Below are 19513 nucleotides of genomic sequence, written 5' to 3'. Positions count from 1 at the left end.
GTGCACGGCGGGGGTGATCCCCCGTGGTGCTCATGGAGCGGGCACATGCTTTGAAAGCAGCACAATGCAATGTTGCGCGCTACTGCCAGGCGCATCGCGAGATTCCACAGGGAAGTGGGATCTCGGTACCAGAAAAGCAAAGCCAGCGTTATATCGTTCTCGATGCAGCAAAGGAGCAGTGCCGTGAAGTTCGATTCGACCGGTGCCGTGTGGCGCAAGAGCACGTACAGCGGACCCGATGGAAACTGCGTAGAGGTCGCATTTCTTGTCGACGGCAATGTTGCAGTTCGCGACACCAAGGACCGCGGACACGGTCCGGTGTTGGCTTTCACACCCGGCGCGTGGGACGCCTTTGTCACGGAGGTGAGCGCGGGAGAGTTCGGGCACGCCTGATCGGCGGCCCCGAGCGAGGTGATCACGGGCCCCGGGTCGACCGACTCGGGGCCTTCGCGATCGCGGACTACTCGTTCTCCTGATGCCGCCGCAGCACCGCCAGCTGTTCGCGCTCCTGGTCGTGCTCGGTGGCGCGCAACTGCTCGATCTCCGGCGGCGGATCCGCGCGGAAGAAGGTGCCGCTGCCGGGTTTGCCGGACAGGCCCAGCCGATTCATCTTCTTCGGCACGGGTGCGCCCTGGTACGGCAGCGGGATCGGGTGCCCGTGCTCGTCGACCGGCCCGAGCGGCTGATGGATCTCGATGTACTCGCCGTGCGGCAGCCGCCGGACCACGCCGGTCTCGATGCCGTGCTCGAGCACGCTGCGGTCGCTGCGCTGCAGGGCCAGGCACAGCCGGTAGGCCGCGAGGTAGGCCAGCGGCGGCGCGAGCAGCAGGGCGATGCGGAAGAACCAGGTCGTCGCGTTGAGGGAGATGTCGAACTGGAACGCGATGATGTCGTTGACGCAGGCCAGGGTGAGGGTCACGTAGAAGGCCAGCGACATGGCGCCGATCGCGGTGCGCACGGGGACGTCGCGGGGGCGCTGCAGCAGGTTGTGGCGCGCGTAGTCCTTGGTGAGCCGCTTCTCGATCCACGGGTAGGCGATGAGCGCGCCGAAGATCAGCGGCATGAGGATCGCCACCGAGAACGCGCCCGGCACCGTGTGCCCGAAGATATACAGCTCCCACGCCGGGAACAGCCGCAGGAAGCCGTCGGTCCACATCAGATAGAAGTCGGGCTGGGTGCCGGCCGACACCTGAGAAGGGTTGTAGGGCCCCAGGTTCCAGATCGGATTGATCTGCAGCACGCCGCCCATGATCGCGAGCACGCCCAGCGTGAACATGAAGAACGCGCCCTGATCCAGCGAGAACACCGGCACGATGCGCGTGCCGACGACATTCTTCTCGGTGCGCGCCGGGCCGGGATACTGAGTGTGCTTCTGGTACCAGACCAGCGCGATGTGGGCGGCGATCAGGGCCAGCATGATGCCGGGGAACAGCAGCACGTGCGCGATGTACAGGCGCGGAATGATGATGTCGCCCGGGAAGTCGCCGCCGAACATCAGCCAGTGTGTCCAGGTGCCGATCACCGGGATGCTCATGGTGATGCCCGCGAACGCGGCGCGCAGGCCGGTGCCCGAGAGCAGGTCGTCGGGCAGCGAGTAGCCGAAGAAGCCCTCGAACATCGCGATGATCAGCAGAATGGAGCCGATCACCCAGTTCGCCTCGCGCGGTTTGCGGAACGCGCCGGTGAAGAAGATCCGGCACAGGTGCACGATCATCGACGCCGTGAAAAGCAGTGCGGCCCAATGGTGTACCTGCCGGACGAACAGCCCGCCGCGCACGTCGAAGGTGATCTGCAGCGCCGATTCGTAGGCGCGCGACATGGTCACCCCGCGCAACGGCTGGTACGTGCCGTTGTAGACGACCTCCGTCATCGAGGGGTCGAAGAACAGCGTCAGGTACACCCCCGACAGCAGCAGAATGATGAAGCTGTACAGGGCGATCTCACCGAGCAGGAACGACCAGTGCGTCGGGAAGACCTTGTTGATGGATCTCTTGACGAAATTGGCCGCTCGGTATCGCTGATCGGCGGAATCGGCTTGCGCGGCAATGCGGCGGCCGAGGGCGCCTTGCTGAGTCGCCATGGCGATCACCCCACCCAGGGAGAGAACTGATCTTCTACTACAGACGGTAGCACTTCCGTCCGGGCCGATCCATGGCTTCGCCCGATATCGTCTGCGGCGTGGATGCGCTGACGCCCCAGGACGCGACCAGGTACTGGTTGTCCCGCCGGACGTGCAACGACCTGTTCCTGCTGTACTGCTTCACCGATACCGGACTGCCGCCCGATGTCCTGCGCGCGGCGTTGGCCGAGCGATCCCGACGCATCGCCGACCTGTCGGTGCGGGTGCGGGAGCGTCGGTTCGCCTATCCGGCGTGGGTTCCGGCCGAGTTCGGTGATACCCCGATCGTCGACCATGTCCGCACCGTCGCGACATGGACGAATACCGTTGCGGCACTGGGTGATCTGCTTCCACAGGGGGTAGACGCCGCGGGCTGCCCATGGCGCTTGCACCTGTTTCGCGGCGTACTCGGCGCACCGGGCGGCGATGAACCCGCGCTGGTGGCGGTCCTGCAACTCTCACACGCGCTGGCCGACGGCCGCCGTGCCGCGACCATTGCCCGCGCACTGTTCACGGAGGCGGGGGAAAGTGCGGAGCCCACACCTGCCCGCTCGGATGGGACCGGCACACACGTTCGCGACAGGCTGGGGATAGATGTGGATGCCTATCGGGTGAAAGGAATTGCGGAAGAGGTCGGTTCGCTGGCACTGCTTCCGGTTGCGCTGGGGCGCACGGTGGTTCGGGGTATCGCGGCCGAGCGGGCGCGTCGCGAACTGGCGGAAATCACCGAGCGCGGTGAGGTGCCGCCGCCCGTGGCGGACTACCCGCCCACGCTGCTCAATCGGCTGCCGCCACCGGCCGCGCACGCGGTGCGCATGCTGGTCCGGGACGATCTGCACGTCCCCGGCCGCACCGTCACCGTGGTGGTGCTGACGGCGATCGGGGCGGCGCTGACCCGGTATCTCGAATCCCGGGGCGAACCGGCCGCCGCACTCGCCGCACAGGTCTCGATGGCTCGTGCGGGACGAAATCCGCACGCGCGCAACAACTACCACGATGTCGGCATCGAACTGCACGGCGCGGAAACCGATCCGTGCCGCCGCGCCGACCGCATCGCCGCCGACCTCGCCCTGCGCCGTGTTCGCGCCGCGCATCCGCTGCTCGCGGTTCAGGACCGGGTCACCGATGTGCTGCCCGCGCCCGTGCTGCGTCGCGATATCGCCACCTACCCAATGGATCTGGTGCCCGAGACCCTCTCCGGGCACACGGTCGTCTCCAGCGTGAACCGTGGTCCGGCCGACCTGACGCTAGGCGGTGGCCGGGTCCGATTCACCGGCGGTTTCCCGGCTTTGGGGACCGTCATGCATCTGACCCACGGTGTGCACGGACTCGGCGAAACGGTGACGGTGTCGATACACGCCGACCCCGCGGCCGTCACAGCTGTGGACAACTACGCGAGCCTGCTCGACGCGGCGTTGACCGAGGTGGTCGACGCGTTGCGGTCGGCGCGCTAGACCGATGAATTCGCGCATCCCGGCCGGTCTACCTCTCGGGCGCGCGTACCCGGATCGTGCCGAACCAGGAGGGAGAACATCATGATCGACCTGAAACCGGCCTGCCACACCATGAGCGACCTGCTCGAGGGCATCTCCGGCTTTCAGCTCTGCTTTCCCACGCCGTGCACCGAGTACACCGTCAGAAACCTCGTCGAACACATCGCTGAGACAGCCTGGGGTGCAACAGAACTCGCGGGTGGTGTCGCCTCACGAAGCGCAACCGATCCCGCGGGTGACGGTCCGACCGATGTAGCCGCTGCAGGGCCGCGCGGCACGGCCAACGGCGCGGGTGACCGAGCCGGGGCTGCTGCGAGAGGTGCGGTGCGTCCCGTGGAGAACGACCTCGCCTGCGTACCGTCCGCCGACTACCTGCGTGCGGTCGCGGCGCAGGTGCGGGCGCTGGGGATGGCTTGGGACAACCCGGCCGCCTGGGTGGGCACGACCGTGGCGGGTGGGCTCGAGTTGCCAAATGAACTGTGGGGGAAGATCGCGTTCACCGAGATGGTGGTGCACGGCTGGGATCTGGCAGCGGCGCTGGGCCGTCCGTTCCGGCTCCCCGAACCGACTCTGCGCGCCTGCCTCGACCACGTCACCGCGTTCGTCCCCGCCGCCCCCGTCCCGGCCCTGTGGGGCACCGCCGTCGACCTGCCCACCGACGCCGCCCTGATCGACCGCATAGTCGCCGTCACCGGCCGCAACCCACACTGGGTCCCCGCCGCAGTCGCCTGATCCCCGCCCTCCGGCACAGCCCGTTTTTACACACACACGCCCAGGCCGGTATGCTCCTCCGCGGAGGATTCGCCTAGTGGCCTATGGCGCTCGCCTGGAACGCGGGTTGGGTTAACAGCCCTCGCGGGTTCGAATCCCGCATCCTCCGCAGCGAACCGCCGGTAGAAGAAGTTTCTACCGGCGGTTCTGCATTCCGGCTGGGCTTCTACCGGCGGTTCTGTGTTCTGGCTGGCGTTCTACCGGCGGTTCTGCGTTGCGGCCGAGCTTCTGCGTGTCGGCCGATTTCCACCGGCCGCGCGCGTGGTGACTACTTGTGGAGGGCCGTCAAGGCCTTCTTCAGTTGCTCCTTGCAGACCGTGCCGACATCTTCCTTGTTGATCGGGGAGGAGGAGTCGATGGACAGCTTCACCTTGGCCGAGAGGTTGGAGTCCAGTACCGCGCAGGTGTAGTCCGTGCTGACGAAGCTCGAGTAGTTCTGCTCGTAGACGGCGTAGTAGGCGTCCTGGCCGAGGCCGGCGATGGTGCCGGAGGTGCGGCCGCTGCCGGTGGTCTTGGTGTCGTAGTCCTTCCAGTTGTTGAAGCCCGGCGTGCCGTACTTCGACTGGAAATCGGCCTCGAAGTCCAGGTCCGAGCCGTCGGAGCCGTATTTGCCGGCGCCGGTGTAGGACGCGCGGCACTCCAGCGAACCGCCGCCGTAGCTGGCGTCGGGCTGGCGCTCGGTGTGCTCGTTGGCGCCGTCGGGCGTGGGCGCCCACTTGCGCAGCACCGTGGTGTCGACCAGCGCGCACGCGTCGTTGATGTTGGACATGGAGTAGTTGCCGTCGGTCTTCTTGTCCGTACCGGGCACTCCGCTGCCGCCGCCTCCGCCGTCGTCCTTGGCGGCGAGGGCCACGATGCCGATGACCACGCCGACGAGCACGACCAGGCCCAGCACACCGCCGATGATCCACGGGGTCGCATTGCTCTTCTTGGGCGGATACCCGCCCTGATAAGGCTGCTGCCCGTAGGGCGTACCACCGTACGGCGGCGCCGGATAACCGGGCTGCGGCTGGGCCTGCTGCGGATACTGCGGCTGGCTCTGCTGCTGATACTGCGGCTGCGGCGTGCCGAGGTAGTTGTCGAAACCGGCGCCGAGCACGGTCGGGTCGGTGCCGGTGACCGGCCCCTGCCCGCCGCCGTACACGGTCGGGTCGGTGCCCGTCACCGGTCCTTGTCCGCCGCCGTACACGGTCGGATCCGCGCCGGTGACCGGGTTGTCCGGGCTCGACATGGGCGTCGACCACCACTGTGTCTCATTGGATTGCCCGCTCTGCGCCGGCTGATCCCGGTCGTGCGGTGGGTTGGTGCCTGTCACTGCTCAAATCCTCCGGTTGTGGCGCGGAAGCCCCCTCGAAATGTCGCACAGATCGTAGCGATTCGGGCGCTCTACGTCGCGATGCCAGTTGTGGGGGCAGCAAACCCCGCCACCCGCCGCGGCGTTTGCCGTGGTGACGCGGGTGGCGAGGGGCCGGTTCGGCTCCGGGCCGCACAGTCGCTACACTTGCCGATGGATCCCGCGCGGCGCGCATCCTGTGAACTCCCCCAGGGCCGGAAGGCAGCAAGGGTCAACGGGCTCTGCCGGGTGCGCGGGGTCCCCTTAATTTCTCTGCGGCCTGGGGGCGGCCGAAAGTTCCGAAAGTCGTATGCACCACACCTTGCGCGCCGGGTAACGTGGTCGGCTGGACCGGGGCCAGAAGCACCCGGCCCGCAACCCTGTACCTCGCTGCTTGAAAGGCTGCTCAGGATGCCCCGGCAAACGCAGATCCGTTTGATGAGCCACGCGGAACTCGTGTCCGAACACGAGACGCAGACCGCGAACTACGCGAAGCTCCAGACCGAGAAGCTCACGCTGGATATCACGCGCGGTAAGCCGTCGCCGGAACAACTCGACCTGTCCGCCGAGCTGCTGACGCTGCCCGGCGAGGGCGACTTCCGCGACGCCTCCGGCACCGACTGCCGCAATTACGGCGGGCTGCACGGACTTCCGGAGCTGCGCGCCATCTTCGGCGAACTGCTCGGCATCCCGGTCGAGAACCTGCTGGCCGGCAACAACGCCAGCCTGGAGCTGATGCACGACGTCATCGTCTACGCCATGCTGCACGGCACGGCCGATTCGCCGCGGCGCTGGGCGGACGATCCGGTCAAGTTCATCTGCCCCGCACCGGGTTACGACCGGCATTTCGCGATCACCCAGTCCCTCGGTATCGAGATGATCCCGGTCGCCATGCACCACGACGGCCCGGACGTGCGGGCCATCGCGGCGCTGGTGGCCGCCGATCCGCAGATCAAGGGCCTGTGGGCGGTGCCCAACTACTCCAACCCGACCGGTGTCACTTTCTCCGAAGACGTTGTGCGCGAGCTGGTTTCGATGCCCGCCGCGGCTCCGGACTTCCGGCTGTTCTGGGACAACGCGTACGCGGTGCACCCGCTGACCGACACCGCCGCGCCGGTGCTGGACGTGCTCGGGATGGCGGCGGCCGCCGGAAACCCGAACCGGCCCTTCGTCTTCGCCTCCACGTCGAAGATCACCTTCGCCGGATCCGGCGTCAGTTTCATCGGCGGGTCGGCCGCCAATCTGGAGTGGTACCTGAAGCACCTGTCGAAGAAGAGTATCGGCCCGGACAAGATCAATCAGCTGCGGCACCTGCGTTTCTTCGGCGACGCCGAGGGCGTGCGCGCGCACATGCAGAAGCACCGCGCCGTCCTGGAGCCGAAATTCAAACTGGTGCTGCGCATTCTGGAGGAGCGGCTGGGCGCCTCGAAGGTGGCGTCCTGGACCGAGCCCAAGGGCGGCTACTTCGTCAGCCTCGACGTCCTGGAGGGCACCGCCGCCAAGGTGGTGAAGCTCGCCAAGGAGGCCGGTATCGCCCTCACCCCAGCGGGTTCGGCGTTCCCCTACGGAAAAGACCCGGAGGACAAGAACATTCGCATCGCCCCCAGCTTCCCCTCCCTCCCGGATCTGGAAGCCGCGATGCACGGCCTGTCCACCTGCGTCCTGCTGGCCGCCACGGAAAAGCACCTCGGCAAGTAGGACCGCGTCGTCCGGTTCGACGTACCGGAAATGGATGAAGCTGCCGCCGCTGGTTCGCAGCGGCGGCAGCGTTGATGGCCCTATTCGGGCTTGTGGGCGAGTACCGCGAAGAGGGTCACGGACAGGTGGATATCGCCGGTACGGGCGCCCGCGTCCAGGTCGGCGAGCAATTGGGTGCGCTGCTGTTCGGTGATCGCGCCGCGGGCCACCGCCATCGCGGAGACGCGGCCCACCAGAGCCCCCGCCCCGATCGCGGGATCCTGCACCAACGCGTGCGAACCGTAGTCGTCGACCTCCAGCCCGGCCTGGGTGAGCAGTCCGGGCAGCCGACGCCCGGCGAACGGGTCCGTGGTGCTGCTGATCAGCGTCTCGATCACCTCGTGCACGACATGACGATCGCCGGGATGCACGATGGCCGTGCCCCAGTCGCTGTCCATCAGCACCACCCGCCCGCCCGGACGAAGTACCCGCGCGATCTCGCCGACGGCACGGGCCGGGGCGGTCAGGTGCTGGAACACCCGCTCGCACAGGGCGACATCACAGCTCTCGCTTGCCAGCGGAAGGTTATAGGCATCGCCGGGGACGAACCTGGCCGCCGACCCCGCCTCGGCGGCGCGGCGCTCGGCCGTGGCCAGCAGCTCCGGGTCGGGTTCCACGCCGACGGCCGACCCGCTGGGCCCGACCGCCTCGCCGAACGCGAGTACCTCCGACCCGGCGCCGGACCCGATATCGACGGCGCTCTCACCGGGCCGCGCGGCCAGAGCTTCGTGCGCCCAGCGCCGCAACCGGCGAATTCCGGGCAGCGCGGCCTGTAGGTCGCGGACATCGATGAGCTGCTCCCGGCCGTCCCGATCGAAACGGTCCGGCCGCAAACCGGAGGACGAGGTGCTGTGTGTGGGCGCCATCTGTCTTGCCGTTCTACTGTCTCTCGGCACCGTTGCCACTGTGGATGTAGCCATAGTGTCAGGCATGCCGACACCCTACGCGCGATGGAAAGCTACGCGCCGGTACGAACGTGAGTCCGCGCCACGTCCCCCGCAACCTCCGGCGCGCCGCGCTGTCGTAACAGCTCGCACGGCGTGTCGAACCCGATCGAGTAGCGGGTTGGCCACCACCTCGGACGGCCCGGGTGCGATGATCGAGGCATGGTGAGCCGCAAACTGTGCCTCGCGCAGGATCCGGAGGCGGACAAGCTGCTGTCGACCGACAACTTCGCGCTGCTGACGGGGATGCTGCTGGATCAGCAATACCCGCTCGAACACGCCTTCCGGGGACCTAGGAAGATCGCAGACAGGATGGATGGCTTCGACATTCATCGGATCGCAGAGGCCGATCCCCAGGCATTCGAAGACCTGTGCGCCACGCCTCCAGCGATCCATCGCTATGGACGGTCTATGGCTCGCCGGACCCAGGAGTTGGCCCGGTACGTGGTCGAGCACTACGACGGGAACACCGAAGCTATTTGGACCGAGGGTAATCCGGACGGCAAAGAGGTTCTTCGTCGGCTGAAGGATCTCCCAGGCTACGGCGATCAAAAGGCGCGGATATTCCTCGCTCTGCTCGGTAAGCAACTCGGCGTGGAGCCGAAGGGGTGGGAGAAGGCCGCAGGCACGTACTCGGAGAAGGGCTCGCGCCGATCGGCGGCTGACATCGTTGACCAGCAATCACTGCTCGAAGTGCGGGCCTTCAAGAAGGAAATGAAAGCGGCTGCGAAGGCTGCCGGAAAGTAAGGCATTGGCGCTGCTGCGAGCCTGAAAACCCGTACAGGATTCGGAGGCGGCATTACATCCCGATCCCGAACCACGGGCAGGGGTTGTACTCGGGTGCTCCCGGGCGACTGCCTATCGGTACTTGTCAGGGGAGTAGATTCCGAACATGGCAAGGCCCCGGAGAAATCGGGGCTTGTTTCTTCTCTGTGGTCCCTTGGGCGGTCGGACCCACCCCGGACCACTCTAGCCAAGCTGGGCAGCCCAGTTGGTCATATAGACCGAATTTCGAGCGCTTTCCTGATTAGCTCCCTCGCCCCTTCTCCCGTCGCGGCCTGTTTTGCTAACACGTCGAAGGCTCGACCATAGAGCGCAATCTCTCTGGGTTGGGTAATCGTGATTCCTGCCGTGTGGCCTTCTATCTTCACCATCCGGTTGTCGAACATTACGAAGTTCTCCACCACTACGAGCCCGACCGCTTCTCTAGGAACTATTCCCAAGGTGACACGGGGCATTCCTATCATGGAGTGCAGTCTATCGAGCTGCCCTCTCATTACCTCATCACTGCCGATGGTGGTGTACAGAGATTGTTCGCCGATAAGAAAGTGAAACTTATGATTACGGCGGTAAAGAATTTGCTGACGTTCCATCCTCTTGGATACAGCTTGATCCAAATCATCGGTTATGTCGTAGAAGTCGATGGCGTATTTCAGGATCGCTTCTGCATAATCTGCCGTTTGTAGAAGCCCTGTAATCACCTGGGGTTGCCAATTGCGGATGTGGCCTGCTTCTGATTCTAGCTTGAGGGTTTGTTGCTGTATTCGTTTGATCCCAGCACCCAGGGCTTGCCGCCATTCGATGTATGCAGCGTCGATGTTGTGAACGGTGGCCAACAGATCTGCTAGTTGATCCTCGGCATTTGAGTGGGCACAGTAGGCGCGGATATCGTCATCAGACGGCTTTATCTTCCCGTACTCGATTTTAGATACTTTGGACTCGTGCCATCCTTCGCGCCGCGAAAGCTCCCGGCCGGTGACTCCTGCCCTTCGGCGTACTTCTCGGAGCCGTTTACCGAGAGCTTCCCGCGCTTCCTGCACCGAGTTCGTCACTGTCCGGCGTTCACCACGTATTCGGAATATGGTGTTGCCAGCTTCCAGAGACGCTCCTTTGCGCTGTGACAGTATGCGGCAATGTGCGGGTCGCCAGTTACTGCTGCTCCTGCCGGTTTCCCTTCCTTGTCTATAAGATTGAATGCTACTCGTTCATCATCGAAAAGCCAGAAATCATCTGTAGGTATTTCTCCGGCCAGATGGCGGGGCAAGTAGCGTATATCTTCGCCTACGTCGATATTGTCTACGGTTTCGCTGAGCAGCCACCTTTGATAGTCGCTGTGAGGTACAGTGACAACCCGGACACGGCTTACCGTCACTCCGCGCTGTCCCAGTTGCCGCATTAGTTCCGCCCATTCCCGCCACGCTTCGTCCGGCTCGGTAATTCGAGGCTCGCCTTTAAGGAATCGACGAAAGGGCTCGGATTCGCTGGGTACGGCGTATGAGTCTCTGACTTCCAAATGAAATGCCGACCGTCGGCAGTCTCGGAAGAGGTCTGGCCACGGATTATGCTGCCTCAATTCCACCGTAGTATGTCCTTCGACTCATGGGGACCTCGATAGCAGTCTCGTAGGATTCCATCTTCAACTGTTCAATTGTATCGTGATCAGATATCGGCTCTCCGGCGAGGGTGAAGGTCCCTCGGCCGGTATCGGTCATTGTTGCGTCAAGGAAGGTGTCCTTTTCCGCGAATCCAAGCAGCAGATGTGGTATTTCTATTGTTCCTGCCATATCGATCTTCCAGCCGACAATTACATAGCTTTCGTGGTCGGTGGCGTACAGAGTCGGACAGTCGTTGACCTTTGAGCCACCCTTGCCAAGGAATCTCAGCCCATCAAGCATGATCTTGCCTCCTGTCGAGTGGTGTGCTTGTGCTTGCACTGCCGTTTCTGATGTTCCCTCATAGTGGCTAGCTTCGCGTAACAATGCCCGATTCTGAGCAAGCTCATGCAAGTTCGTAGACCAGCGTTATTGCTGCTTCCTAGCGTCGTTTGCTGGCACCCGGGATCGGCGGAGCTGTCCCGGCCCGGGTCGCCCACCAACGACTACGAGGGGTCGACATGGAGCGGCGCACTAGGATTTTCGAGTTCCCCGGAGGCTTCCTGGAAGTCGAGGACTATGGGGATGCCGACCCGGAATACGGTCCCGGGGTCTGCATGGAGTCCTACCTGCCAGACAAAACCGAACCGGCAGAGGACGACAGGACGACACCGGAGGCGTCATGAGCTGGCACCTCGGCCTGTTCGTCGTGATCGCGCTACCGGCGACCGTGTTCATGGTCGCTGTGTTCTGGCCTGATCGTGCACCGAAGGACCGGACTGTCCAGGCGATTCGGAAACGAATCGAGCAGGAGAATGCGGACGGCTGAAGGGTGCGCCGACGCCGCTGTTGGTTCGCGCGTTCCTAGCGTCGTATCAGGATCCGGTGTAGCCGTCCCGGATGCTGACCAACGACAGGAGGGGTCGAGATGAACTGGCGGGCAAGGGTCTTCGAGTTCCCCGGTGGGATGTTGGAGCTTCGTGGGTATGAGGGCGACTCGGGGGATGGGGACGGGGGCGCCGGTGCTCGTCTGGAGGTCGACGGGCGTAGTGGAGAGGACGAGGGCAGTGGCGAGGCGGAGGCCTCGTGAGTGGGATCGGTTGGCACGCTGGGTTGCTCGTTGGGATCGGTATCCCGCTTGCCGTGTTGGCCGGTGCGGTGTTCTGGCCGCAGCGGTTACCGCGAGAGAGGTCGGTCGAGGCGATTCGGGAGCGGGTCGAGCGCGAAGATGCCGGTGGGTAGGGCCAGCACTTTGTGAAAACGGCTGCCTCCCAGGGTGTTCCGGGAGACAGCCGTTTCGGTCGATACCCCTAGCTGCTGCTGGCGGCCGCCGATGAGGCGAAAGGGGTTCCGGTTACGCGGGTTTCGCGTTGGGCCGGGGGCTTCCAGAGGCCGCGGCGCTGGAGGATGGGGAGGACGCCCTCGCCGAACCAGTAGGCCTCTTCGACGTGGGGGTAGCCGGAGAGGATGAAGTGGTTGATGCCGAGGCGGGAGTATTCGATGAGGCGTTCGGCGACTTCCTCGTGCGAGCCGACCAGGGCGGTGCCGGCGCCGCCGCGGACCAGGCCCACGCCCGCCCACAGGTTCGGGGCGATCTCGAGGCGCTCGGTGGAGCCGCCGTGCAGGTCCAGCATGCGGCGCTGGCCCTCGGATTCGCTGCGGGCCAGGCTCGCCTGCACCCGCTCGATCTCGGCGGGGTCGACCGCCTCGAGCAGCCGGTCGGCTTCGGCCCACGCCTGTTCGGAGGTGTCGCGGGAGATGACGTGGATGCGCAGGCCGTAGTCGAGCTTGCGGCCGCGGTCCACCGCGAGGCGGCGGATCCACTCCAGCTTCTTGCTCACCGCGAAAAGCGGTTCGCCCCAAGTGAGATACGTGTCGGCGTACTGGGCGGCCACCGGTCCGGCGGCCTCGGAGGAGCCGCCGAAGAAGATCGGCGGAACCGGATCGGGGTGATTGTTCAGCAGCGCGTTCTCGACCCGGATGTGTTCACCCTCGAAGCTGACCGGATCGTGCGAGCGCCACAGCTCGCGCACCACGTGCAGGAATTCGCCGGTGCGCTGGTAGCGCTGCTCCTTGTCCAGGAAATCGCCGAACGCGCGCTGCTCGTGCGGCTCGCCGCCGGTCACCACGTTCAGCAGCAGTCGCCCGCGCGAATGCCGCTGGTAGGTGCCCGCCATTTGCGCGGCCAGCGTCGGGCTCACGATGCCGGGCCGGAAGGCCACCAGGAACTTGAGCGTCTCCGTGGTCTCCACCAGCATGGCCGTCGTCAGCCACGCGTCCTCGCACCACAGCCCGGTCGGGGTGAGTACGGCCTCGAAGCCGTTCTCCTCCGCGGCGCCGGCGATCTGGTTCAGATAGCGCAGCGAGGCCGGCCGGTCGCCGGACATCGCGGTGCCGTGCCCGCCCGCGATCAGGTTGCGCGAATCGCCGTAGGTCGGCAGAAACCAGTGGAACGATAAGGACATTCGTGCTGCTCCCTTCAGGAGGCCGGGGGAAAGAGGTCGTTGAAGCGGGTGTCGACGAAGTCGGCGACCCGCACCTTGTTCGGGATCAATTTCGCCTCGGTGAAGGCGTCGGCGACCTGCTGTTCGGCATCGATGGTCGCGGCGTCGAGCGGATGATCCTCGTAGGGATCACGTTTCGCGGCCACCAGCGTCACCTCGGTGGGCAGTCCGGTGAGCTGCCCCCAGGTCTGCGCCCACTGTTCGGGGTGCTGATCGGCCCAGGCGTGGGCGCGCTGGATGCGCCCGACGAGGTCGCGAATGGCCGCCGTGCGCGACTTACTCTGTAGCGCTTTGGATCCCGCGATGAAGAAGGCGTCGCCGTTCACATAACCATTGCCGTCCACCAGGATTCGCGCGCCGGTCTGCGCCTGCCCCTGCGCGGTGTAGGGATCCCAGATCGACCAGGCGTCGACGCGACCGGTGCTCAACGCGGCCAGCGCGTCGGCGGGCTGCAGATACTGCGGCTGGATGTCGTCGAACGACAGTCCGTTCTTGGCGAGCACCGTGAGCAGGTGATGATGCGACGAACTGCCCTTGGCGACCGCGATCTTCTTGCCCTTCAGATCCGCGGGCGCCCGCAGCGGCGAATCCTTCGGCACCAATATCGCCTGCCCCGCCGTGCCGGCCCGGTACGCCGAAACGATCTTGATGGCGGACTTGGCGGCGGCCGCGAAGATCGGCGGCGAGTTCCCCACGCCGCCGAAATCGACAGCGCCGGAGTTGATCGCCTCCAGCATCGGCGGCCCGGAGGTGTATTGCGACCATTCGATCTTGTACGGCACGGTTTTCAACTCACCGGCCGATTCCAGCAGCGCCTGCAGTCCGGTGCCCTTCTGATCGCCGAGCCGCAGCGTCACCTGCGAGAAGTCCACGCTGCCGTCGGCCCGGACGGCGGTGTCCTCGGCATCGTCGGTGCCGCAGGCCGTCGCGACGAGAGCGGTGAGCGCGAGTGCGGCGAAGAGTCGGCGGCTGATCATGCGGTTCCTTCGGTTTCCTCTACGGTGACGCCGAGATCGCCGAGCAGCCCCCGGCGCAGCGTCACGAATCGGGACTCCTCGCGGCGGCGCGGCCGCGGGAGATCGACGCGAATGTCGTTGGCGATGCGGCCATCCGCGAGCACCAGCACGCGGTCCGCCAGCAACAGCGCCTCGTCGACATCGTGGGTGACCAGCAGCACGCCCGGCCGGTGCCGGTTCCACAGCTGGAGCACCAGCGCGTGAATAGTGATGCGGGTCAACGCGTCCAGCGCGCTGAACGGCTCGTCGAGCAGCAGCAGATCCGGATCGCGGACCAGCGCCCGCGCCAGCGACGCGCGCTGTGCCTCGCCGCCGGACAGGGTCAGGGGCCAGGCGTCGGTGCGCTCGGTGAGCCCGACCTCGGCCAGCGCCGCCCGCGCGGCGGCCTTCGGGTCGTGGTGCCGCAGCCCCAGAGTCAGATTGGCGTGCACGCGTTTCCACGGCACCAGCCGGGGTTCCTGGAACGCGACGGCCACGTCACCGGTGACGGTGAGTTCGCCGTCGTGTTCCCGGTCCAGTCCGGCGAGGGCGCGCAGCAGTGTCGACTTGCCGGTCCCGCTGCGACCCAGCAACGCGACGAACTCGCCCCGCGCGATGTCGAGATCCAGGCCGTCGAGCACGACTCGCTCGCCGAAAGCCTTGCTCAGCTTGCGGATTCGCGCCACCACGGGCGCTTCGGCGGCGGGCGCGTCCGCCTCGGCCGTCAATTCCCCAAGAATCCGCGTCGCCATACCAGCGCCTTTCTCTCGATCAGCCGGACCACGGCATCGGTGAGCAGGCCCAGCACGCTGTAGACCAGCAACCCGACCACGATGACGTCCGTGCGCAGGAACTCCCGGGCGTCGTTGATCAGAAAGCCCAGGCCCGCATCGGCATTCACCTGCTCGGCGACGATCAGCGCGAGCCACGCCACCCCGAGCGACTGCCGCAGCCCGACCAGCGTCTGCGGCAATGCTCCGGGCAGCACGATGTGGCCGATCGTCGCGAGCCGCGACAGTTGTTGCACGCGAGCGACTTCGGCGAGCTTGCCGTCCACGCCGCGAATTCCGGCGAAGGTGTTGAGGTAGAGCGGAATCGCGACGCCGAAGGCGACCAGCACGATCTTGGGCAGCTCACCGATGCCGAACCACAGGATCAGCAGCGGGATCAGGCCGTAGAACGGCAGCGTGCGCAGCATCTGCATGGGCGGGTCGACGATGTGCTCACCGAGCAGGCTGAGCCCGGCGATCACCGCCAGGCCGATACCGATCACCGCGCCGATGGCGAAGCCGATGGCCGCCCGCTGCAGCGAGACCGAGATGGCCTCGGTCAGAGTGCCGTCGCGGAGGAGTTCGATGGCGGTGTCCACCACGGTGGTCGGCGCGGCGAGCAGGCGCTCCGGCAGTACGCCGGTGGAGCTGGCAAGTTGCCAGAGCACCACGATCAATACGGGCGAGACCAGACGCACCCACCGCGAGGTCGGTAATCGCGGGAGCCGGACCGGCGTCGACCGCAGGGCAAGTGATGACAACGCGAAAACCTCGTGCACTGGTAGCGGACTGTGTCGGCGGTGCCGAACGGTCGGCGGCCCAGATTCAGATAGTGCCCGCGGCGGGACGCGAAGTCACCGGTTGAAATCTGCCTGGTTCTTAGCCCTGACAAATCGCTGAGAACTCGCTGAGACTTGGCGGCAGCCGCAGCAGGTTACCCGGGCCGCCGCGGCACTTCCGGCGAATCCGCCACCCATGAATCCCGAACTGCAGCTGACCCGCCGCAGCCTGATGATGAGGAACAAGCTGGTGAAGATGAGGAAATTCACCGCTGTCGCCACTCTGGTGACAGCGGCAACAAGCATAGCCACAGGCACGGCGTACGCGGCTCCGGCCCCCGACGGCGTCGTGAACTACCAGGCCAGAACCACCGAAAGTGCCACCATCATCTCGACCGATGTCGGTTCGCTCGATGTGGACAACGGGGTGTTCACGATCAAGGCCGCGGACGGCAGCACGGTCGCCGGGACGGAGCTGTCGTTCCGGGTGGACGATTTCGTCTTCCCGATCGCCGCCGAGATCCAGGACCGCACCGCGACGCTCACCCCGCAATTCGACCTCGCGCACGCCACCTACCGGCCGGTGGCGCTGCCGTTCGAGGAACTGGCCCCCTTCAAGACGCCCTACGACCGTGAAGTGGCCGCTTGGACCCGGCTGACCAGCACCATCAGCGCGGGCGCGACCATCGGGACACTGGTCGGCGGTATCGCCGGCGGTGCCGTCGGCTGCCTGCTGGGCGGCATCGCGGGCGCCACCGTGGCCGCCGCCGCCATCGTCGGCCTGTTCGGGGCGTTCCTGCCCGCGGCCGTGATCGGCTGCCTCGGCGGCATCATCGCCGTCGGCGCGCTGGGCACGCTGGCCGGTCAGCTGCTGGTCACCGCGCCCGTGGCCGTGCTGGCGGCCGCACAGTACTTCACCACCATCAACCAGCCGTTCGCACCGGCTCCGAAGTAGGTGGGGAAGACCCGGCGCAGTGTCGCCGGGGGGACGCCGGTCCCGTCCGGAAGCCGTGCCGGGCGGGGCCGGTCCGCATTCGAATACCCTTGTGGCACAAGCGTTCTCTGACCCCAGCGAGCGCGCCGGAGCGAGCGGCCTGCCGGGGCCGCGTGCTCCGGACCACCGATGCGATCCCGGCGATCGAAACTCTCGCGTTCCCTACGCTGGGGGTGATGTAGTGGAGTTCGCGCCGGGTGCTCGGGAATCGTGCTCGGCGCCCCTTCGAGGCGCACACTGGGAGCGACGATGAGCAGACCGCGAACGGTGGCCGACGTAGTCGAGATCGAGCTGGTGAATCATGGCTGAACTGCACGAAATTCCCGCCGACGGCGCCGGTTTACGCCGCGCCTTCGCCGCGTTCCCCAGTGGAGTCGTCGCGGTGTGCGCCGAAATCGGCGGCACCCCATACGGATTGGCGGTCAGCACCTTCGTCCCGGTGTCGCTGGACCCGCCCCTGGTGTCGTTCTGTGTGCAGAACAGCTCCACCACCTGGCCCCGGTTGTCCGCGGCCAGTTATCTGGGCCTGAGCCTGCTGGGTACCGAGCAGCACGACGCCGCCCGGTCGCTCAGCTCCAAGAACGGTGACCGCTTCCGGGACCTGGAACTGCATCGCGGCGCCGGGCACTCGGTTTTCGTCGACGGCGCCTCGGCGTGGCTCGAAGGCGTGATCGAGACCCAGGTCCCCGCGGGCGATCATCATGTGGTCATCCTGCGGGTCCGGCGCTTGGCGACCCGGGCCGAGGTCGACCCGCTGGTCTTCCACGGCAGCCGGTTCCGCCGCCTGCATCCCGAAGAGGTGCGCAATGGTGTCGCCCACTGACCCGGGCGATTTCACCTTCACGCTGCCGCGGTGGCCGCGGTTGTTACGGGAGCTGATCGAGGATTCCGCCGTACCGGTGGCCGATCCGGCTCAGCGAGCCTGGAATTGGGTGAACCCCGATTGGATCGGTGTGGTCGTCGGCGTCGCGCCGCTGTAGTGATCCGGCACACGCCCGGTCCTGCCGGACGGGCGTCGTGTCCGCGGATGTCTGGAACATGATGAGGGGCAAGACATCCCGGACGCATAGGGATCACAGTGGATGGGACGGGCGGAAACACAGGCGGCGGCGCGGGCCCGGTAGCGGATCGGTATGTGCCACCAGCGTCGCCGCCAGTCCCCGGGCTTGCAGGTCGTGCATGTGCATGTCCTGGCTGAAGGCGTCGAGATGAATCAGCGTGTGCCGCACCAGGGTCGGGCCGATGTCCGGCGGATCGGTGCACGCGCGGTAATAGGATTCGACGGCCCGCGGGTCCTCGGTCAGCGCCGCGAGCGCGCCGAGCCGCACCCGCTGGGTCAGCCCGTTCCACACGTGGGCCTCCTCGTCGGTGCGGATCTTGCGCCAGCCACCGCGATAGTCCAGGTCGCGAATGATGTCGCCGGCCGATTTGCCCAGTCTGGTCTCGCACACCACCGCCCACAGCGCGCACAGCCAGCTCAGGGCCGACAGCGTGGAGGTCGGGTGCAGGTCGCCGAGCTCGGCCTCGGCCTGGGCGTGCGTGCCCAGGCTCGCCCACCGGAACACCAGTTCTTCGGTCTCGGCGAGCAGTTCACCGGGTAGCTCGTCGGCCGCGGGGCGCACGAGCTGCACGGCCCGGCCGGAGGCCAGATCCTGTAGCTCCACCATGTCCGCTTCGCCGGTCGGCTCCCAGCGATGCGAATTCCGAGTCATCATCGGTGGTCCCCGCTCGCTCCGACTGCCACATCCACTCGGATTGAGCCATGAATACCGCACCGGCGCAAGCAAAAGCGGGGCATTCGGTTCGTCGGCGCGGCCCACACGTCCGGCTCACTCCAGCGCGGACGCCCGGTTCCGCTCCTCGAGCAGCCTGCTGAACTGCCGGTTCGCGATGCGCATCACGATCTCGTAGGGCAGCGCGAATTTCCGGGCGAACCAGTACGCCACGCGGATGTCGAACGACGTGTGCACCAGGTAGCGATTGCGCTCGATGCCCGCGATGATCCGATCGGCCACCTGCTCCGGGCTCGCCGCGTGTCCCTCGAACAGTCCGGTCAGCTTTCGCACCCGCGGATCGTCGCGGTCCACCCCGACGATCTGCACGGTGCCCACCAGCGGCGTCCGCACCGCGCCCGGCACCACCAGGCTCACCCCGATGCCGTGTCGCTCCAGATCGAATCGCAGCACGTCCGAGATGCCCCGCAGCCCGAACTTGCTGGCGCTGTAGGCGGCGTGCCAGGGCAGGGCGAGCAGCCCGGCCGCAGAGGACACGTTCACCAGATGGCCGCCGCGCCCGGCTCGCACCATCGGCGGCACGAAATTCTCGATGATGTGGATAGGTCCCATCAGATTCACGTCGATGACGGCACGCCAGTGCCGGTGCTCGAGGTTCTCCACAGTGCCCCAGGTGGCGATGCCGGCGATGTTCATGACCACGTCGAGGCTGCCGTGCTCGGCGTGCACCCGCTCGGCCCACGCGGTCACGGCGTCGTAGTCCGATACGTCCAGCGCCTGCAGCGCCGCCACCCGGCCCCCGGCCTCCTCGACCAGCCGCGCCGTCTCCCGTAGTCCGGCCTCGGCGATGTCGGTCAGGAACAGCTGCGCCCCCTGGCGCGCCGCGGCCAGGGCGGTGGCCCGGCCGATGCCGCTGGCCGCGCCGGTGATCAGGCATTTCCGGCCGGTCAGGTCTTTCATGAGCGGATC

General features: G+C 66.3%; 21 protein-coding genes, 1 tRNA gene and 1 other RNA gene. 11 read left to right on the top strand and 12 right to left on the bottom strand.

What is annotated here, in order from left to right:
* Window positions 1-183: 183 nt before the first annotated feature.
* On the top strand, window positions 184-393 hold the full coding sequence (locus ACFMRZ_RS21390; RefSeq protein WP_280274417.1) for a DUF397 domain-containing protein: 210 nt from the start codon (window positions 184-186) through the stop codon (window positions 391-393).
* Window positions 394-460: 67 nt separating this feature from the next.
* On the opposite strand, the gene ACFMRZ_RS21385 is transcribed toward ACFMRZ_RS21390, so the two are convergent.
* Window positions 461-2080: a cytochrome bc complex cytochrome b subunit gene (locus ACFMRZ_RS21385; protein WP_400180490.1), complete on the bottom strand. Its 1620-nt coding sequence runs from the start codon at window positions 2078-2080 to the stop codon at window positions 461-463.
* A 98-nt stretch (window positions 2081-2178) separates the two neighbouring features.
* Here ACFMRZ_RS21385 and ACFMRZ_RS21380 point away from each other — a divergent pair, with 98 nt between their 5' ends.
* From ACFMRZ_RS21380 to ACFMRZ_RS21370, 3 genes are all read left to right on the top strand, one after another.
* Window positions 2179-3573: a hypothetical protein gene (locus ACFMRZ_RS21380; RefSeq protein WP_400180489.1), complete on the top strand. Its 1395-nt coding sequence runs from the start codon at window positions 2179-2181 to the stop codon at window positions 3571-3573.
* An 81-nt stretch (window positions 3574-3654) separates the two neighbouring features.
* Window positions 3655-4344: a TIGR03086 family metal-binding protein gene (locus ACFMRZ_RS21375; RefSeq protein ID WP_400180488.1), complete on the top strand. Its 690-nt coding sequence runs from the start codon at window positions 3655-3657 to the stop codon at window positions 4342-4344.
* 62 nt (window positions 4345-4406) lie between these two features.
* Window positions 4407-4492, top strand: a tRNA-Ser gene (locus ACFMRZ_RS21370).
* Between the two features lie 159 nt (window positions 4493-4651).
* On the opposite strand, the gene ACFMRZ_RS21365 is transcribed toward ACFMRZ_RS21370, so the two are convergent.
* Window positions 4652-5698: a hypothetical protein gene (locus tag ACFMRZ_RS21365; protein ID WP_280361274.1), complete on the bottom strand. Its 1047-nt coding sequence runs from the start codon at window positions 5696-5698 to the stop codon at window positions 4652-4654.
* Window positions 5699-5889: 191 nt separating this feature from the next.
* Between ACFMRZ_RS21365 and ffs the strand changes: the two genes are divergently transcribed.
* Window positions 5890-5984: signal recognition particle sRNA small type (gene ffs, locus ACFMRZ_RS21360), an RNA gene on the top strand.
* A 143-nt stretch (window positions 5985-6127) separates the two neighbouring features.
* Window positions 6128-7414, top strand: coding sequence for an aminotransferase class I/II-fold pyridoxal phosphate-dependent enzyme (locus ACFMRZ_RS21355; protein ID WP_400180487.1), 1287 nt, complete (start codon window positions 6128-6130; stop codon window positions 7412-7414).
* Window positions 7415-7494: 80 nt separating this feature from the next.
* Here the strand turns inward: ACFMRZ_RS21355 and ACFMRZ_RS21350 are convergent, their stop codons facing one another.
* Window positions 7495-8319: a methyltransferase domain-containing protein gene (locus ACFMRZ_RS21350; protein ID WP_400180486.1), complete on the bottom strand. Its 825-nt coding sequence runs from the start codon at window positions 8317-8319 to the stop codon at window positions 7495-7497.
* A gap of 240 nt (window positions 8320-8559) precedes the next feature.
* Here ACFMRZ_RS21350 and ACFMRZ_RS21345 point away from each other — a divergent pair, with 240 nt between their 5' ends.
* A complete protein-coding gene (locus ACFMRZ_RS21345) occupies window positions 8560-9144 on the top strand; it encodes an HhH-GPD-type base excision DNA repair protein (protein ID WP_400180485.1) in 585 nt (194 codons plus the stop codon).
* Between the two features lie 248 nt (window positions 9145-9392).
* Here the strand turns inward: ACFMRZ_RS21345 and ACFMRZ_RS21340 are convergent, their stop codons facing one another.
* The 3 genes from ACFMRZ_RS21340 to ACFMRZ_RS21330 are packed head-to-tail and all read right to left on the bottom strand — an operon-like array spanning window position 9393 to window position 11072.
* Window positions 9393-10229 (bottom strand): helix-turn-helix domain-containing protein, encoded by an 837-nt coding sequence (locus ACFMRZ_RS21340; RefSeq protein WP_400180484.1) that lies wholly within the window; start codon window positions 10227-10229, stop codon window positions 9393-9395.
* A complete protein-coding gene (locus tag ACFMRZ_RS21335; protein ID WP_400180483.1) occupies window positions 10226-10756 on the bottom strand; it encodes a DUF6879 family protein in 531 nt (176 codons plus the stop codon). The genes ACFMRZ_RS21340 and ACFMRZ_RS21335 overlap by 4 nt, the downstream gene beginning before the upstream one ends.
* Window positions 10737-11072, bottom strand: a complete 336-nt coding sequence (locus tag ACFMRZ_RS21330; RefSeq protein ID WP_400180482.1) for a hypothetical protein — start codon at window positions 11070-11072, stop codon at window positions 10737-10739. Before ACFMRZ_RS21330 ends, ACFMRZ_RS21335 begins: the two co-directional genes overlap by 20 nt.
* Window positions 11073-11451: 379 nt before the next feature.
* Between ACFMRZ_RS21330 and ACFMRZ_RS21325 the strand changes: the two genes are divergently transcribed.
* Window positions 11452-11598 carry a hypothetical protein gene (locus ACFMRZ_RS21325; protein WP_400180481.1) on the top strand — a complete coding sequence of 49 codons (147 nt, stop codon included), beginning with the start codon at window positions 11452-11454 and terminating at the stop codon, window positions 11596-11598.
* 481 nt (window positions 11599-12079) lie between these two features.
* Here the strand turns inward: ACFMRZ_RS21325 and ACFMRZ_RS21320 are convergent, their stop codons facing one another.
* From ACFMRZ_RS21320 to ACFMRZ_RS21305, 4 genes are read right to left on the bottom strand one after another with little or no spacing between them, the layout of a single operon-like run.
* Window positions 12080-13234 (bottom strand): LLM class flavin-dependent oxidoreductase, encoded by a 1155-nt coding sequence (locus ACFMRZ_RS21320; RefSeq protein WP_400180480.1) that lies wholly within the window; start codon window positions 13232-13234, stop codon window positions 12080-12082.
* A gap of 14 nt (window positions 13235-13248) precedes the next feature.
* Entirely contained in the window at window positions 13249-14250 is a 1002-nt protein-coding gene (locus ACFMRZ_RS21315) for an ABC transporter substrate-binding protein (protein WP_400180479.1), read from the bottom strand.
* Window positions 14247-15020, bottom strand: coding sequence for an ABC transporter ATP-binding protein (locus ACFMRZ_RS21310; RefSeq protein ID WP_400180478.1), 774 nt, complete (start codon window positions 15018-15020; stop codon window positions 14247-14249). The genes ACFMRZ_RS21315 and ACFMRZ_RS21310 overlap by 4 nt, the downstream gene beginning before the upstream one ends.
* The gene (locus ACFMRZ_RS21305; protein ID WP_400180477.1) at window positions 14993-15799 is read right to left on the bottom strand and encodes an ABC transporter permease; all 807 of its coding nucleotides are present in this window, start codon (window positions 15797-15799) and stop codon (window positions 14993-14995) included. The genes ACFMRZ_RS21310 and ACFMRZ_RS21305 overlap by 28 nt, the downstream gene beginning before the upstream one ends.
* Before the next feature lie 268 nt (window positions 15800-16067).
* Here ACFMRZ_RS21305 and ACFMRZ_RS21300 point away from each other — a divergent pair, with 268 nt between their 5' ends.
* The 3 genes from ACFMRZ_RS21300 to ACFMRZ_RS21290 all read left to right on the top strand — a co-directional run bounded on the left by ACFMRZ_RS21300 (window position 16068) and on the right by ACFMRZ_RS21290 (window position 17791).
* On the top strand, window positions 16068-16772 hold the full coding sequence (locus tag ACFMRZ_RS21300; RefSeq protein WP_400182931.1) for a hypothetical protein: 705 nt from the start codon (window positions 16068-16070) through the stop codon (window positions 16770-16772).
* Between the two features lie 340 nt (window positions 16773-17112).
* A complete protein-coding gene (locus tag ACFMRZ_RS21295; RefSeq protein ID WP_280364637.1) occupies window positions 17113-17634 on the top strand; it encodes a flavin reductase family protein in 522 nt (173 codons plus the stop codon).
* On the top strand, window positions 17618-17791 hold the full coding sequence (locus ACFMRZ_RS21290; protein ID WP_400180476.1) for a hypothetical protein: 174 nt from the start codon (window positions 17618-17620) through the stop codon (window positions 17789-17791). Before ACFMRZ_RS21295 ends, ACFMRZ_RS21290 begins: the two co-directional genes overlap by 17 nt.
* A gap of 93 nt (window positions 17792-17884) precedes the next feature.
* On the opposite strand, the gene ACFMRZ_RS21285 is transcribed toward ACFMRZ_RS21290, so the two are convergent.
* Together ACFMRZ_RS21285 and ACFMRZ_RS21280 are read right to left on the bottom strand one after the other, a co-directional pair.
* A complete protein-coding gene (locus ACFMRZ_RS21285) occupies window positions 17885-18526 on the bottom strand; it encodes a hypothetical protein (RefSeq protein ID WP_280274434.1) in 642 nt (213 codons plus the stop codon).
* 114 nt (window positions 18527-18640) lie between these two features.
* Complete coding sequence (locus ACFMRZ_RS21280) at window positions 18641-19504, bottom strand: SDR family oxidoreductase (protein ID WP_280364633.1); 864 nt, start codon at window positions 19502-19504, stop codon at window positions 18641-18643.
* Between the last annotated feature and the right edge of the window lie 9 nt (window positions 19505-19513).

Source organism: Nocardia sp. N2S4-5 (genome assembly GCF_044628355.1).
GTDB classification, from domain to species: domain Bacteria; phylum Actinomycetota; class Actinomycetes; order Mycobacteriales; family Mycobacteriaceae; genus Nocardia; species Nocardia wallacei_B.
The sequence above is the reverse complement of the archived record's forward strand: the minus strand, read 5'-3'. Positions and strand labels throughout refer to the sequence as shown.